Genomic DNA, 16,064 nt, shown 5'->3' on the forward strand with positions numbered 1-16,064 from the left:
TGCCGTTATAATTCACACCTCTAAGCACACAGCTTATTTGTGGCCTCTTAGTTAAATGGATATAACGGCCCCCTCCTAAGGGGCAGTTACAGGTTCGATTCCTGTAGGGGCTACCAAAAAAATCAATGAGTTACGGTTTTAACCCTTGCTTCCCACCTTTCTGTGTAGCACATGTGTAGCTCAAGCTGCGTATGTTTTGATAAATATATCTTCGGCTTGTTGTATATTTTGTTTGTATCCTTCATTGTCAGATTTTTTAATGAAACCTACTAAGAGGATATTCTTATTATTGTAAGTTCTATAAAGCATCCTAATCGCTCCTCCTGAAAAGGCACTGAACCTGACTTCCCATAGGCCTGGTGTTCCAACAATTGATTTAAACAGCGGCTCATTGCCTCTGAAGTTTCTTTCATTGCAGTAGCTTAGCTTCTTGTAGACAATATTTTTGTTTTCGATATTTAATTCAGAAAACCATTTTAAGACTTCATTAGATATTAATGCTGTAGAACAAGCCGTATTTAATTGTAGTGAGTTATATATCTCATACAAAAGGCTACCATGCGCTTTTGTAGAGATATTATCAATGATACAAGTATTATGATTGTATTCACCGTTCTGTGTTTTATTAAACTCTAATTGATGATTATTCCACTCTGGAGAAGTGTTCAAGCTTAAGAGTTTTGCACTTAGATGATCAGATATACTAAAAACATCAGAAAATTGATATATACCTTGGTTGGGAAGAAAATATGTGAAGTTGCCAATTTCATCCAATTCATTATCATTAAAAAAATCTAAGGCGGGAGATTTATCTTCTATTTCTAATAAAACTGATAGGAGGTCAAATTCGCTTTGAGCCTCAAGGTAAGTTAAGAAGTCATTATATGTAAACCCCTCACAAAGCTCTAATTCATGCAAACATAAATCTTTTAAAGCATCTAAATAAAAAATGACTCTATCGTTATCTTCTATAAATAATTCCAATACGCCCTGAAGAGCGTCACCAAACAGCTCAACTGCTAACTGTTCAGAATCTGCTGGAAAGCTATTTGTATTAATACAAAGCAAATGATCCATATTACTTCCTTGCTAATTTAGCTCTTACTTTCATTGATTGATCAAAAAAACCATTAGGCCAAAAGTTTAGCTTCCCGTTTTCGTCCATCTTGGGAGTTTGAATCGTTGTTTCGGATTTTGTATTTTCTTTAGATAGGTAATGAAAAACTACATCAGAGTGCGAAACATGTTTCTCTTTGCAGGCAAGTCTAATGCCATCCATCAAATGGTCGCTATGAGTTTCAATTATCATCTGTATGCCGTGAGAAGCGGCAATACCTAGTAAAACCCCCATAGCAGTTTGACCTTTGGGGTGAAGGTGGGTTTCAGGATTTTCAATTATAATGATAGTATTATTTTTTCTTAATTTATCCCACTTATCACCCCAGTCATCATCCCATCCCTGCAGTGGTTTTTCAGCTATATGTCCTAAAATTGTAGTAATTATAGGAAGAGCATTACTTATTCCAAAGCCAACATTTTTAGGTCGGAACTCATCGAATGTAGCTTGTGATATATCAACCTTGGGATTTAGTTTATATTGAAATTCTACATTAGGAGATATTTCAGATAACCATCCTTTTATAGCTAAAGGAAGTGTATCTCCTTCACCATTTTCATGCTGAATCGATTCTGGAACTATAGAAAGTGATAGCTTGTCAATAAACTCATATACATATTCACCTCTATCGCCTATGGTAGGAAAGCTTAAACTATTACTTAGAGGCAAATAAGTCTGAGGGCCAAGTCTATCAGCTGATATAAAAGATAATATAGGTTTTTTCCTAGGAGCTTCTTGCTTTGATTCATCTTCATGAAGTATGAGTTTATCATCTGATTTATCAACAAAGCATAGCTTTATCTCTATTGGTTCGTTTGGGTTTGCGAACTTTGATCTTAGTTCCTTTAAAGAACCATAACCTTCTAGTAAAGGTGATCTATTATTGCATGCTCTTTCATACATTCTTAGTGATTGTATAATTGAACTTTTCCCACAATTGTTTAAACCAGAAAGAATTGTCAACGGTTTAAGTGGTAATTTTAAATCAACAAAAGATTTAAAATTTACTAGGTTTAATGTTTCAATCATAACACTTCCAAATATTTGTTAACTAAGCTATTGAAAGTGTTATACCGAAAGTTAACACCTCTAACTGCTTGTGAAGCATGTCTACTAATAGAGTTAATTAAATCGTCATTCAATAGTTGTTGCTTATAGTCCCTGTTGAATTCAATTTTATTTTTTAGTAGCTTATTAAAGTCCTCTTCAGAAAGTTTACATAAAATGTTTGACCAACATTCGAAGAGAGCTTTATTCACAGGAGTCTTTTTATCATCATGAATTGTAGACTTTCTAAAAGCATGCTCACCAAATAACCTTTTAGCTCTATACATTGCTAATTCAAAGTTATACCTAATTTCATCAATGGAATTTGTTTTTATTACTGGGATCTGGCTTTCAGGAAATAATTTTATGAGTTTACGTTCTTCAAGCTCTGGAAATAAATTAATTACTCTCATTGCATCACTAAGCCATTTATCTAGGCTAGCTTTATAATCAACCTTATCAAATATATAAAATGCGACAAAGCGAAGGATTAGCTCTCTTGTTGCCATCCTTTTATCGTTTATTTTTGAGTTAATGGCGTCGATAAAATATTGACTCCCCATTAATTGTTTTAGCAACTCAGTTGAAGTTCCTTGATATAACGCATGCCTTATTTCTTGGCTTGTTAATGGTAGTCCACCAGTGTTGATTCTTTTGAAAATATTGCGTTTTACATCTTCAGGTGTTCCGGGGTTAATAACAGTAAACCTTAACTCCGTTTCCATTATAGTATTTAGTACTCTTTGACACTTTGGATCTTCTTCCATTTGCGCAAATGTCATTGCACCAAATTTCTTTTGTAGAAACTCTAGCTTTTGTAACTTTAATGGCAAACCAGTCAGTGGACTTAACAGTAAGAAATCTCTAATTGTAGATAATCTTTGTAGGCCATCGACTACCTCCCATTCGCCTTGCTCATTTGCAGATACATAAAACATTGGCAAAGGGATTTTAAGCATAATAGATTCTATCAGCTGACTTTTACGAGTTTCATCCCAAACTTCGTTTCTCTGAAAGTCGGGCGATAAGCGAATAGAGCCTTGTTTCAACCTTCTCTTAATTGCATCCATAGATACAACTTTCTGTTCGATAGATATTTTTTCTGGATCAAAGGGCTCAAGTATTTCTTCTTCAAACTCCTCTTCAAAATCATCATCTGTTAGTCGAGGAGCATCAATATTTATATTTTCCAAGAGAAATCCCTATTACTTAAGTCATTTTTTATATTCTATACAAATTTTATAATAATAGAACCTTAACAAGATACCACACTTAATATAGGCTCAAACTAAAGTACAGTTATTTACAGAACTCCAAGTAAGATCTTTTTTGCCATTCTGGCAAATAGTGAACTAAAGGTTATTTTGGACTTTGAGATAGTATTTGATGTGAGCTAAAGCTCAATAGGTAGCTTTAGCTATTTGAAATGTAGTATTTAACTGTAATTTTATCTAAATGTGATAGCTTTAGCTATTACGTTTTAGCTTTAGGTTATGCCTTTTCTACCTTCCATGAATAGTGCCTTGTGATTATAGCTTTACCAGCGAACCACAATCCTTTTACTTTAAGTATGAGCTCACCATCATAATAACTTTGTAAGCACTCGCCAGTTTCCTCAACGATGTTTAAATCGTAATGTAATTTGATAGGTCTATCTTTTAGCTTTGTGTGTAAACCGCCCATAGCAAGTATGTAGCCTTTCCAATCACTGTTATCAGCAGCAAAGCGAGCTTGTTCTAGTAGGCTATCTTTTTTATCATTAAATATTGAGTGTAAACGTCTTAATTCACGCCATACAGACACGCTAGCACCGCCAATTTGTTGAAACTGGCGAATACACCAACACGATGCCCACGCATCAATACGTTGCGCTACGAGTAGCGAATCGTTACCGAATTTATCTTCGCCAACACCTTCACCATCTATATTTTTCGCTATGTATTTTAAGATATAACCAGTTGCAGAGCCTTTGTTTGGGTCGATTTGTTTAAAGTCACAACGGTTTTCCGCTGCGCCTTTTTCGTCACCATCAACTTCTAACGCGTAATGGCGAATAATTGCCTTTAATGCGTCAAGCTTTTCGCTCTCAATAAAAAACAGCATATGCCAATGCGGTGTGCCGTCATGTTGTGGTTCTGCTACACGAAAACCATAAGGCGCAATATTTTGACGTTTAAACTCTGCACGGGCTTTTTGCCATTGGTGGTTTAAATAGCTATTGGCTTCATCAGGCATAAAACCTTCCCACTTAGGGTTTGCAGCTCCCGACTTTGAAAAGGCACGATGGTACTTAGAAGGGCAGGTAACCGTAATAAAAAGTGCTTCATGGCCTAGCTCTTTCGCTAGGTCTTCAAAGCCTCTTGCACGACATAGTAATTCATCCTTTCGTATCTTAGGGTTTGATACATTTAGGTCGGATATTTCTTTTAACGAGTAGCGTTGCCCTTGCTCGTTAAGTATGTAAGTTGAGCTAAGTAACTCATCATTTCGTTGGCGCTGAGTAATGCGATTTTGAGTTGTTATATTACTTGCATAGATTTCTCTTTTTCTGTTTACGAAATTTAAATGCAGAGCTGCTTTTTCGTTTGCTTGAGTAATGAGTTTACGAAATTTTCGTAGCCACCAACGGTTATCGATATAGCGTTTTATACAGCCTGATATTTTAATGTTGTTTTTAGGCTCTATAGGCGAAACACCAAACTTAATTGCGTAGTTTGATAAAAAATCAAAAAGGGCTTTTTGCTTGGCATCAGCGAATTCGCCACTAATTTCGGTATTAGCAGAGCGAAACACAGCGGATTTTTCGCTATTGGTTTCGCTATTAGTGATTTTAGTACTACGAAACTCACGCAAAACTGTTCGCTCTAGTTCGCTATCATTTTGCTGTTTGTTTTTAGTTTGATAGTAAAGGAAGTTAACTTTTTCGGGGTTAATGGCAATCTGGCGGCAATAGTTTGCACACTCTTTCGCTATGTTGTTAATGTCATCATCAAAGCAAAAAAATAGGTGAGCGAGTTTTTTAGGTAAGAGTTTATAAAGCTTATTCGTGGTATCTAAAACATGGCGATTGCGCTCAAAGTTATTAGGCTTGTTAAAAGCATCAGTTAAAATTGTGCTTTTAATTTTATTGGAAAATGGCGCTAATTTTTTCGTTAAAAACGCCGCATCGTACTTATCAACGAGTTCTAAATACGGCGTTAAAATATCGTCTTGTTCATTAATCGCTTTTGCAATTAATGTTTCTCTAAAGATACTCATTGGTTATTTAGGGTTAGCGTAAGCAAACACAAAACCACGACCCTTTTTGGTCAAAAAGTAATGTTCATATTTAACGCCAAAATGATAAATTATTTCACTTGTTACCAGTTCTTCGTTAACTAGCTTTCCAAGTGTACGCGTATCAAATTTAAACGGTTGGCCATGCTTATTAACATAGGTATGTAGTCCATTTTTTTGCCGATATGAGTAACCAATTTCACGGCAAATTTCGAAATATGTATTTTCTAACGATAACCAAATTAACAGGCGCGTTTGCTCTTTAGTTAACTTAGGCATGATCACCCCCGTTAGGGTTTTGACCTAAATGCTCTAAGCGACAAAAGTTATTTAGCCAGTTATCTAAATCATCTTTTAAATAACGAACAGTGCGACCAATTTTAATAAATGGTGGGGCAGGGGTTCTATTAGTGCGATTGCCTTCCATACGTGATTGACGTAAGAAAGAGCGACTCATACCGATATATTCGGCTGTTTCTATTTCTGATAATGCGCGTTTGTTTGTGGTGGTTGGCATGATAGCCTCCATGTACGTTTAAGTTCATGGAGGACTTTAAGTGTGGTGTTTAGTCCTAGGACTCCTTCGAGGAGTTATGACTTTAATTATTTTTTAATCTACTGACTAAGTTATAAAAGCTCTTTCTTTTTATTTGTTGAATTTCAGCGTTATGGTCAAACCAATAAAGTGTATCTTTACCCACTTCATCTACTATCTCATTAGTATCTAATTTACGTGGCTCGTTACTTAAATCCTCTTTTAATCTTTCCCATATCTTACTTGGTCTATCGTTAGGGAATTCATTAAGTATATTAATCAGCATGACATCAATAGGTCGAAGTTTAGTATTACTTGTTGATTCTTCTTTATTGCCAAATAAGTAATGTTTAGCCTTTTCGAGTTCATCAGGCTCAATACAAACATCATCGAATGTGAATATTTTTGACGTTGGGAATAGTTCATCAGGAACGGGTTGTGATGGATCAAAAACAGCGGATGCTTTTTCCATTAGCTTTTCTTTATTATCTGATATGTCAAAAATCCCTTTGCAAAACTGCTTTAACATACTTTGTCGTTGTTCAGGCTGAAAATAGAAAGGAATAGTTACTAGCGGTATTTTTTCAAAAGGTGCTGCAAGCCAATCTTCAAACATTTTGTTTGGTAGCTCTAAAGAGTAAGGATAGCGACTACTGTAGTTAGTTACTTTATCTTTCTGCAAAAGAGTGGACTTAGTTAAGCTAAGCTTTTTACTTTCAAAAATTGTTGTTTGCTGTGCTTTAGTTAATTTTATTAAACCTGAATAAGTAGCCTTACCAAAGCCAAAAAATTTAGACTCCTTGTAACCACCTAGAATTATATCTGATGTTTTACAATAGAGACAAAACGAAATATCAGTTTCTGAATTTAGGTAATGGGCATCATCAACTGATATATCATAGGCTTTATCTAGCTCAGTTAGCTTGTAGTACTTCTTCAAAAAAATGTCCTTTTAAAAATTATACTTTACTGTTTATGCAAGATGATAATAAAAGTTTGCTTTAAAATACAACTTAAGTAAAAAGTAAGTTGTGTATAGCCACACAGGAAAAGTAATTATATGTTAAGGAAAGGGAAGTTCGCTTTTGAGTCAATGAGAGCGCGGCCTATTATAAATATGCAACATAAACTTTAGAACATAAATTTATTTTACTAGGTCTAATATTAAAGATTAATCGTAGATAAAAGGGGAAAAAATTGAAACGTATTACTAGAGACTTTATTACTTTATTTAATGTACTTTGGTACAGGGACTTTCCCTTAACAAAAGAACACAAGGAAAAAGCATCTAGAGCTGAGTGGACTACACATATCGGTATCTGTGCTAGAACAGCTTCTGACCTTTTAGGCTATTTTATGTATTTTGAACATGGAAATAGGACTGATGCAGTAATTAAAGATAATGATGAAAAAATAATTTCTAATTTAGAGTGGGAATGGGCTGAACCTAGAAATATTGAGAAGGTAAATGAGGTACGTCAATTAAAAGCTGCAAAGGAAGATTGCGAGTTTTCGGTTTTTGTTTCTTATTCAGATAATCGTTATTATGAAGATAACTTAAATGCAGTAAAAGACCAATGGGGTGATTCTCCAGAGCCTCTTCTTTTTATTTTAATTAGGTATAACCGCAAGGTTAAACGCGTTTTTGATCTCATAGAAACATTTCATATCCAGAATGGTAGGTGTAAAAAAGTTAGAAGCCAACCCGCACTTCCATGGCATGCAAGAGGAAAGCGTTGGGAAGACTGGAGTTAATTAAAACTTATCCAATCAAGTTAACCGCTGCTGCTTTATGTTCTGGCGCTAAGTGTGCATATCTTAGCGTCATTTTTAGGTCACTATGACCTAGCAACTCTCGAACTGTATTCAAATCAACACTTGCCATTACTAGCTTACTTGCAAAGTGGTGGCGTAAGTCATGGAACCTAAAATCGGTAATGTTTGCATCTTCCAACAAAGCCGCCCAATCATATCTAAAATCTATTATCCGTTGTTGATTGCTATCTTTAAATACATACCCAATATTCCCCGATAGCTTTTGCCAATCACTCAAAACATTAAATGCTTGTGTATTTAAAGGTATATGGCGAGTATTTCCCGATTTAGCATTTTGAAAATCAACAGTGAGTACTTTGTTTTCTAGGTTAATGTCATTCCATTGGAGCGATAAAATCTCGCCTTTACGCATACCTGTATTAATAGCGAGGATAACGATAGTGGTAAGATGTTTAATATCGAACTTAGCAAGACTTTCACGTAAACGGGATTCTTCATCTTTTGATAAATAGCGAACCTTGGCGTTATCTACAGTTTGCGCTTTCACTTTTTGTAAATCGTGGCTATCAATAACTTCCCATTCGACCGCACGACTTAAGCAGCCTTTAATTAAATTTAGTTGGCGGTTTGTAGTTGCTGGTTTTATTCCATCGGCCAAACGTTTATTACGCCATTTTTCCACTTCCCATGCTGTAATAGCCGATAGCTGAAAATCCATAAATTTGCTAAAAGCTGATTGAAAGGCTTTTTTTGTTTTCTCTGCTGTTTTGGGATTACGAGATAACAGCCAAGGGAAGTATTTTTCGTCTAAAAAGTGTTGCAGGGTGGATAGCTTAGACTGCTTTGTTTTAATGCGGTCTTGCTTTTTTACTTCGTGAACATTAATACCTTGGGTTACTTCAGCGATTTTATTTTTAGCTAAGTCTCTAGCTTGTGCTGGAGTAATTTGCCCATCATAACCTAAGTGATAATTTACTTGTTTGCCTTTGTGCCTATAAAACAAGAAGTAAGAGATTGCTCCTACACTAGATATGCGAGCATGAAAGCCTGCTATTTCAGTATCATTTAATCGTTTATCGGCAGGTTTTAAAGCTTTAATACTAGATAATGTTATTTTGGCTTTGACTGGCATGCTGTTTCTTCCTGTGTAGCACATATGTAGCAAGCGCATTGTGCCGCAAAGAACAAGGGAGAACAATGATGTATTTTTAATTTTATTTTTAGTTTATTTAAAACAATGGTTTATGTTGTTTATTTGTTTTTGGTTGTTCATTGTGGTTTATAGGAATACATCAATAAAATGCACTCCTAAGGGGCAGTTGCAAGTTCGATTCTTGCAGGGGCTACCAATTAAATCAAAGACTAATCTTTATCCAAAACGAAGCGATACTAGCTACTTGTTTGGCCAACTTTAGTTCTTTAGTAATCTTTGAAACTTTCGCTCAAAAGTAAAAAGCTGCCGTTCAAATTACTATCTTTTGGATAATTGTGTATCCAAGCTAAAAGTCAGTTTTGTCATCGATATATATTTTCTTACCGCACATAAGGTAAAGTTCTTAATTAGCTATTTTGGGGCAAAGCAAACTCTGTTTTTACCAGATTTTTTAGCTATATATAACTTATCATCGGCTTTCCTTATTAATGAATTTAAATCTGAATCAGAATTGCTATAAAGTTCAACTGCTCCCATTGAGAATGTTATATTTGAAAGACCATCGACTTCAACCTTGGATAATTTACTTGAAAGACGCTCAAATAAATTTTTTGCTTCTTCAATCGAAGTAGCTGGTAGGATAAATAACCACTCTTCACCTCCCCAGCGACCAAATTTATCCATTGCTCTAATATTTTCTGAAGCAATATCTGCAAATTTCTTTAGCACAAAATCCCCCACATCATGCCCATAAATATCATTTATAGATTTAAAGTTATCTAAGTCAGCCAATAGTATTGTTAAATTTTGACATTTACGTTGAGCAATTGCTAATTCTTTGGTTGCTTGAAGGGTAATTGCTCGTCTATTTGGCGCACCAGTTAGCACGTCAATCATTGCTAATTTACTCAGTTCATTTTTAGATTTTTGACTCCGGTAAACAATGAGTGAAAGCAAAAGTACAGTTATCGATAACGTGATAATAAACATAACTAAAATATAATTTTTTTGTTTTTCATTTTCTTTTTCTAATTTAGTTACTTCAAGCGACTGTTCTAAAATTCTGTTTGCGCTTTTTTGCTCTTCAACTTTATATTCAGAGAGTAATTCATCTAATTCTTTTTGGCTCTTATCGTCTTCACTAAGTAAGTTTTCGTAATACTTATCTTTATATTTCATAGCATCTTCGAATCGTTTTTGTGACTTACTAAATTCAAAAAGCCATTCATATAACTTTTTTATCTGATAGTCGTCCATTAAGCTATAGTGGTCTTCAATTAATTTATTAATCATGAACTCAGCTTCTGACAATTCACCATAACTTTGTAATAATTGAATATATAATATGGAGCCGTCTAATGCCGTTCTAGTGACGCCAAAGTCAGATAATATTTGGATAGCCTCTTTTAATGTTGATAAGCTTTTGTTCTTGTCTTCAATCTCCAAGTACCCCCAATAAAGTAATACTTCAGCTTTGGTTACACAAGAATCCACTGAATCTAGCATGCTAACCCATTTATCTCTTTTCTTTTTATATTCAACAGCACTATCAGTATTTAAATCGGGATAGGCTTCGCTGCCTTTTCTAAAGTTAACGTATAATATTAATTCAGGATCACCAATTTCATTTGCTTTAATCTCAGCTTTATCAAAATAGGTATTTTTTTCTTTTTCTATGCTCGATTCGGCATTATCAAAATAGCCGCCTATTAAAGATAAAGCTCTAACTTCAATAGAGTTTTTTGGCTCACCTATAAAATAGGATTTGTATTCACTAAGTAATGCAATTGCTTTTTCAGTCTTTGAATCCCAAAACCAACTTTGAGCCATTACGTATAGATGCCATGCAAAGCGAGGATTACTTTTATCTAAAATATTTAAGGCTGTAATCTTGTTTCTAATAAGCTCTATGTTATTTCTATCTTTTTCAGCATCAGCAATTGTTAACTCACTGAATAAAAGGTGAGTTTCAATATTGTTATGAACACAATGATTTTTTAAATGTTCGTTTATTGCCTTTAATTTTTTGACGTTTAGAGTCTCTATCGAATTATAAAGACTTGAAATAACAGAGCCATAATTTGTACAACGACTCTCTTGCGCATTGCTATGAAATGTAATGAGAGTCATTACTAAAAGAGCGGTGAGGATTAAAGGTTTTAACTTCATTGTTATTTACTGCAAATTATAGTGGTAAACCAATTTCCGTTTAGGTTATCAGAAAGAATAAAAGTTACTACACATACGCTAAAATTTATATGCTGCTATGCATATAAATAAACTTCGAGACATTATAGTTAGGAGTTGTAAGTTATATCCGATGTTGTTTATAAGCGAGTATTAGGAAGGAGAGTGCTTAGGGAAGGTCTGCTTTGTAAAGTTAAGTGAAAAATACAAAATGATCGTAATCTTTCCTGAACGTTCAATGCTGTTCTTGGAAACTTAAGGTGTACTAGCTCAGACTTGATCTGACAGTTACCCGTTTTTTAATCGGTGACTGTCAGTCTAGATTTGAGCTAAATTTTTCTCAGCCCAGATCAATTTTCCATCTAATAAAGTTTCTAATGGCGTTCTGCCACAGCATATTTTTCCTTGATGAGTTCGGTCATTATTGTAATAAATCATCCATTCGTCCAGATCCTTTTGCAATTCCGCTAATGAGCTATATAGCTTTTTACGGAATGTAACTTGATAGAATTCATTGAGTATCGTTTTGTGGAAGCGTTCGCAGATACCATTTGTTTGCGGTGACATAGCTTTGGTTTTTGTATGATCGATATCATTAATAGCCAGATATAACTGGTAATCATGATGTTCGACTTTGCCACAATATTCAGTGCCTCTATCGGTTAGAATACGTAGCATGGGAAGCTCGTACTGTTCGAAGTACGGCAGTACTTTGTCGTTGAGTATGTCAGCCGCAGTAATTGGCGTTTTCGTGGTGTAGAGCTTAGCGAACGCTACTTTGCTGTATGTATCAACGAAGGTTTGTTGGTAGATACGCCCAACGCCTTTGAGATTACCCACGTAAAATGTATCTTGAGAGCCTAGATAACCTGGGTGAGCCGTTTCAATTTCACCACACGCTTCGTCATCATGTTTTTTCTTTTCAAGCGCAGCTACTTGAGCGTCGGTGAGAATGATACCTTCGTTAGCAACTTTATTTTCTAGTGCCTTGAGACGCTTTTTGAAGTTCTCTAGGTCATGACGTAGCCATATTGAACGAACACCGCTGCCAGAAACGAATACGCCTTGTTTTCTGAGTTCATTACTCGTTCTGTGTTGGCCATGAGCTGGATAATCGACAGCGTATTTAATGACGGCTTGTTCAGTTGCTTCATCAACTCTATTTTTTAAGTTTGGCGCTCTACGACTTTTATCAATTAACGCATCAAGTCCACCGTCTTCGACGAGTTCTTGATATCGATAAAATGTATCACGGGATACGCCCATCACTTTGCAGGCTCTTGATACGTTGCCAAGTTCTTCTGCAAGATTAAGTAAACCCGCTTTGTGTTTAATAATTGGATTGTTAGTATGTAGCATGAGAGTTACCTCTTATATGTTTTGATTTAAAGATTCGACACCTTTTATCAAAACGGGTAACTCTCACTTTTTCAAGTTGATGTGTCAGATCTTGTCTGAACTAATACACTTAAGGCGTTAATAACTAATCCGTGAGGCGTTAGCAAAGAATCAACTTTCTGGTTAAGTTCTTATAAATAAAAAAGCGAGTAAATATAAATCTACTCACTTTATAATTTTGTTAGCTAGGTCTTAACCATCGCTAGTAATTTTATCGATTAACTCACTAAGCACGGCTTCAGCTTTACTTGTTTCTACTTGGCAAGTACCTGCATTTAAATGGCCGCCGCCGCCGTATTTAAGGCACAGTTCGCCAACATTGGTGTTTGAACTGCGGTTAGTGATTGATTTACCTATGGCATACACTACGTTTTGCTTTTTAAGGCCCCACATTTTATGAATCGAGATATTGCAGTCGGGGTACATGGCATAAATAACAAATCGGTTTGTGGCGTAAATTGTTTCTTCTTGAGTTAAATCAAGGACCACTAAGTTTTTATGGACGGTAGCGCATTGAGAAATTTGCTCTTTGGCTTTTTCGTTATGCTCGTTATATAAAGCAACACGTTCGGCTACGTCTTCCATTTGTAGGATTTCTTCGATGCTCTGATCTTTACAAGCATCAATCAGTTTCATCATTAATTGGTAATTTGAAATTTTAAACTCGCGAAAACGGCCAAGTCCAGTTCGCGCATCCATAATAAAGTTCATTAATACCCAATCTGTTGGGTTTAATATTTCGTCTTTTGAAAACTGAGCAGCATCGCCTTTGTCTACCGCGTCCATCATTTCAACAGAAATATTTGGAAGTTTTTCAGCGCCGCCATAATAGTCATAAACTACGCGAGCTGCTGATGGGGCTTTTGGGTCAATAATATGGTTTTTTATGTCGCTTGAGTTGCGAACGGTTTCGCTAAGATGATGATCGAATGCTATATGACAGCCTGCAACGTAGGGGAGGTTGGTCGTAATGTCGTTTTCGGTAATGTCTATTTTGCCATCTTGCATGTCTTTTGGATGAACAAATAAAATATCGTCAATTAGGTCTAAGTCTTTGAGCAATACGGCACAAACTAAGCCATCAAAATCGCTGCGAGTGACTAGTCTAAATTTATTATTGGGCATAGCTATTCCATCTTTTTAATTGAATTATCAATTAAGTGTAACAGCTAAATTTTTTTTTGAGAGGTCAGCTTAAAAAAATTATAAAAAAAAGCCAAAACGTTAGTTTTGGCTTTTGCTTAGCAAGTTTGTATGTGTGGTAAATAGGTTATGCGCCTGGGCCACATTCCATACATGAATTTACAATGTCTGGGCCAAATTTAAGTTTGGCGTTTAAGTCGCGAAGGGCGGTACGTAACCCTTCTTCAATTACTGGATGGTAAAATGGCATATCAAGCATTTCTGGTACGGTCATTTTGTTTTGTACAGCCCAAGCTAATAAGTGAGCGATGTGTTCGGCTTGTGGGCCAATAAATTCTGCACCTAAAAATAAGCCTGTACCTTGCTCTGCATATACACGCATATGACCTTTGTTTTTAAGCATTACTCGGCTACGGCCTTGGTTTTCAAAGCTTACTTCGCCTACTTCAAAACAACCGCATGGGCCTAATCGGTCAGTAATTTGCTTGTAGCTTTCGCCGACCATGGCTATTTGTGGGTCGCTAAATACAGCTGCAATTTTTGCTCTGCGCAGACCTATACGTACATCTGGGAAGTGCCCTGCATTTTGACCTGCAATAGCACCTTGGTCAGATGCTTCGTGTAACAATGGGAGCATGTTACTTGCATCGCCGGCTATAAATATGTTCGACTCACCACATTGCATTGTATGTGTGTCTGCGTGCGGTACGCCGCGTTCATCAAGTTCAATGCCGGTGTTTTCAAGGCCTAGTTTATCTACGTTAGGTACTCGGCCTGTGGCTGCAAGTACGTAGTCAAACTGTTCGGTGTGTTTTTCACCTTGTTTGTCGGTGTAAGTTAGCTGTGCTTTGTCGCCAACTTGCATCATGTCAGATACGTTTGAGTCGGTATCTACAAAAAATTCTTCAGCAAAAACAGTATTCGCGTAGTCTTTTACTACTGGATCTGTAAGTGGGCCAATTGCGCCGCCTACACCAAATAGTTTTACATTTACGCCTAGTCGGCTAAGTGCTTGGCCAATTTCAAGACCTATTACACCAGGGCCAAATACAGCGACTGATTCTGGTAGGTCATCCCAATCAAATACATCGTCGTTTATAATAAGTTTGTCACCAAAGTTATTAAATACGCCAGGGTATGAAGGGCGTGAACCGGTGGCAATTACAAAGCGTTTTGCTGTTATAATTGTATGGTCGTCTATTTGTATGCGGTTTGCGTCTAAAAATTTAGCGTAACCACGAATTTTATCACCATCTGGTAATTCATCTACGGCTTCTACTACGAATCCTACAAAACGATCTCGTTCACTTTTAACGCGTGCCATAACTGCTTTGCCATCAATGACTGGCTTTGAGCTATGAACACCAAATGCAGGTGCCATTTCAATTGCGTGTGCGGCTTCGGCGGCTGCAATCAATAACTTGCTTGGCATACAACCAACACGTGCACATGTGGTGCCGTATGGACCTGATTCGATCATTAATACATTTTGTGTGAACTGTTTAGCATTACGATAAGCACTTAAACCAGCAGTGCCAGCGCCTATAACAACAACATCGGTTTGCAATTCTTTCATAGTGGTATCCTTTATTATTTTCAATCTAAGCGATGAGATTGATATAGAGGGGCGCGTACGCCCCTGCTATTTTTTACTTAATTAAGCAAAGTATTTTTCTAAGTCGTCTGAACCACCGATGTGTTTACCACCAATGAATATTTGTGGAACAGTGTCACGACCAGATACAGCTTTTAGACTTGTTAGTGATGCGCCGGCACCCATAACAATCTCTTCATATGCGAAGCCTTTTTCTGCAAGAAGCTCTTTTGCTTTTTTACAGAAAGGACAGCCAGGTTTAGTAAAGATGCTTACAGGTTCTGGTTTAGCTTGCTTAGGGTTGATGTAATCAAGCATTGTGTCTGCGTCAGATACTTCAAACGGGTCACCTGGTAAATCTGGTTCGATGAACATTTTGTCAATCACGCCATCTTTAACCAGCATAGAGTATCTCCAGCTGCGCTTACCAAAGCCTAGATCGTTTTTGTCTACTAACATGCCCATGCCGTCAGTAAACTCGCCGTTGCCGTCTGGTAATAAAGTAATGTTTTGCGCTTCTTGATGTTCAGCCCATGCGTTCATTACAAAGGTATCGTTTACTGATAAACATACAATTTCGTCAACGCCATTTTGCTTAAGTACGCCCGCTAATTCGTTGTAACGTGGTAAGTGAGTTGATGAACATGTTGGTGTGAATGCACCAGGTAGTGAAAACACTACAACCGTTTTACCTTTAAAAATTTCATCTGTTGTTACTGATTTCCATTCGTTATTTTGACGAGTTGCAAATGTAACACTTGGGACTGTTTGACCTTCGATATTGTTTAACATAGTTTTTGTTCCTCTTGATTTGTTGATAGCCATTATGGCGAACAAT

General features: G+C 36.3%; 14 protein-coding genes and 1 tRNA gene. 2 read left to right on the top strand and 13 right to left on the bottom strand.

All coding sequences use genetic code 11. The features are described from left to right. Positions 1–41: 41 nt before the first annotated feature. A tRNA-Arg gene (locus tag FFU37_RS02940) sits at positions 42–116 on the top strand. Positions 117–180: 64 nt separating this feature from the next. On the opposite strand, the gene FFU37_RS02945 is transcribed toward FFU37_RS02940, so the two are convergent. From FFU37_RS02945 to FFU37_RS02975, 7 genes are all read right to left on the bottom strand, one after another. Further along, positions 181–1,077 (bottom strand): type II toxin-antitoxin system RelE/ParE family toxin, encoded by an 897-nt coding sequence (locus tag FFU37_RS02945; protein WP_138488677.1) that lies wholly within the window; start codon positions 1,075–1,077, stop codon positions 181–183. A 1-nt stretch (position 1,078) separates the two neighbouring features. Next, entirely contained in the window at positions 1,079–2,146 is a 1,068-nt protein-coding gene (locus tag FFU37_RS02950) for an AAA family ATPase (protein ID WP_138488678.1), read from the bottom strand. Then, positions 2,143–3,357, bottom strand: a complete 1,215-nt coding sequence (locus FFU37_RS02955; RefSeq protein WP_138488679.1) for a DUF262 domain-containing protein — start codon at positions 3,355–3,357, stop codon at positions 2,143–2,145. The genes FFU37_RS02950 and FFU37_RS02955 overlap by 4 nt, the downstream gene beginning before the upstream one ends. Positions 3,358–3,655: 298 nt before the next feature. Next, positions 3,656–5,422 (bottom strand): replication endonuclease, encoded by a 1,767-nt coding sequence (locus tag FFU37_RS02960; protein ID WP_138488680.1) that lies wholly within the window; start codon positions 5,420–5,422, stop codon positions 3,656–3,658. 3 nt (positions 5,423–5,425) lie between these two features. After that, positions 5,426–5,719, bottom strand: a complete 294-nt coding sequence (locus tag FFU37_RS02965; RefSeq protein WP_138488681.1) for a hypothetical protein — start codon at positions 5,717–5,719, stop codon at positions 5,426–5,428. Continuing rightward, positions 5,712–5,957 carry a helix-turn-helix transcriptional regulator gene (locus FFU37_RS02970; RefSeq protein WP_008170945.1) on the bottom strand — a complete coding sequence of 82 codons (246 nt, stop codon included), beginning with the start codon at positions 5,955–5,957 and terminating at the stop codon, positions 5,712–5,714. Before FFU37_RS02970 ends, FFU37_RS02965 begins: the two co-directional genes overlap by 8 nt. A gap of 82 nt (positions 5,958–6,039) precedes the next feature. Then, on the bottom strand, positions 6,040–6,915 hold the full coding sequence (locus FFU37_RS02975) for a hypothetical protein (protein WP_138488682.1): 876 nt from the start codon (positions 6,913–6,915) through the stop codon (positions 6,040–6,042). 257 nt (positions 6,916–7,172) lie between these two features. On the opposite strand from FFU37_RS02975, the gene FFU37_RS02980 reads away from it, so the two are divergent. Beyond that, positions 7,173–7,730 carry a hypothetical protein gene (locus tag FFU37_RS02980; RefSeq protein WP_138488683.1) on the top strand — a complete coding sequence of 186 codons (558 nt, stop codon included), beginning with the start codon at positions 7,173–7,175 and terminating at the stop codon, positions 7,728–7,730. Between the two features lie 7 nt (positions 7,731–7,737). On the opposite strand, the gene FFU37_RS02985 is transcribed toward FFU37_RS02980, so the two are convergent. The 6 genes from FFU37_RS02985 to FFU37_RS03010 form a co-directional block, all read right to left on the bottom strand. Further along, on the bottom strand, positions 7,738–8,883 hold the full coding sequence (locus FFU37_RS02985) for a site-specific integrase (protein ID WP_138488684.1): 1,146 nt from the start codon (positions 8,881–8,883) through the stop codon (positions 7,738–7,740). A 432-nt stretch (positions 8,884–9,315) separates the two neighbouring features. Then, on the bottom strand, positions 9,316–11,073 hold the full coding sequence (locus FFU37_RS02990) for a GGDEF domain-containing protein (protein ID WP_138488685.1): 1,758 nt from the start codon (positions 11,071–11,073) through the stop codon (positions 9,316–9,318). A 336-nt stretch (positions 11,074–11,409) separates the two neighbouring features. Continuing rightward, positions 11,410–12,450 (bottom strand): IS481 family transposase, encoded by a 1,041-nt coding sequence (locus FFU37_RS02995; RefSeq protein ID WP_138488686.1) that lies wholly within the window; start codon positions 12,448–12,450, stop codon positions 11,410–11,412. Between the two features lie 231 nt (positions 12,451–12,681). Then, positions 12,682–13,614 carry a DHH family phosphoesterase gene (locus tag FFU37_RS03000; RefSeq protein ID WP_002961341.1) on the bottom strand — a complete coding sequence of 311 codons (933 nt, stop codon included), beginning with the start codon at positions 13,612–13,614 and terminating at the stop codon, positions 12,682–12,684. A gap of 145 nt (positions 13,615–13,759) precedes the next feature. Beyond that, entirely contained in the window at positions 13,760–15,208 is a 1,449-nt protein-coding gene (locus tag FFU37_RS03005; protein WP_138488687.1) for a dihydrolipoyl dehydrogenase, read from the bottom strand. Between the two features lie 81 nt (positions 15,209–15,289). Continuing rightward, a complete protein-coding gene (locus tag FFU37_RS03010) occupies positions 15,290–16,018 on the bottom strand; it encodes a glutathione peroxidase (protein WP_002961336.1) in 729 nt (242 codons plus the stop codon). Positions 16,019–16,064: the final 46 nt, after the last annotated feature.

The sequence above is a fragment of the Pseudoalteromonas distincta genome, from assembly GCF_005877035.1.
Taxonomy (GTDB): Bacteria; Pseudomonadota; Gammaproteobacteria; order Enterobacterales; family Alteromonadaceae; genus Pseudoalteromonas; species Pseudoalteromonas distincta.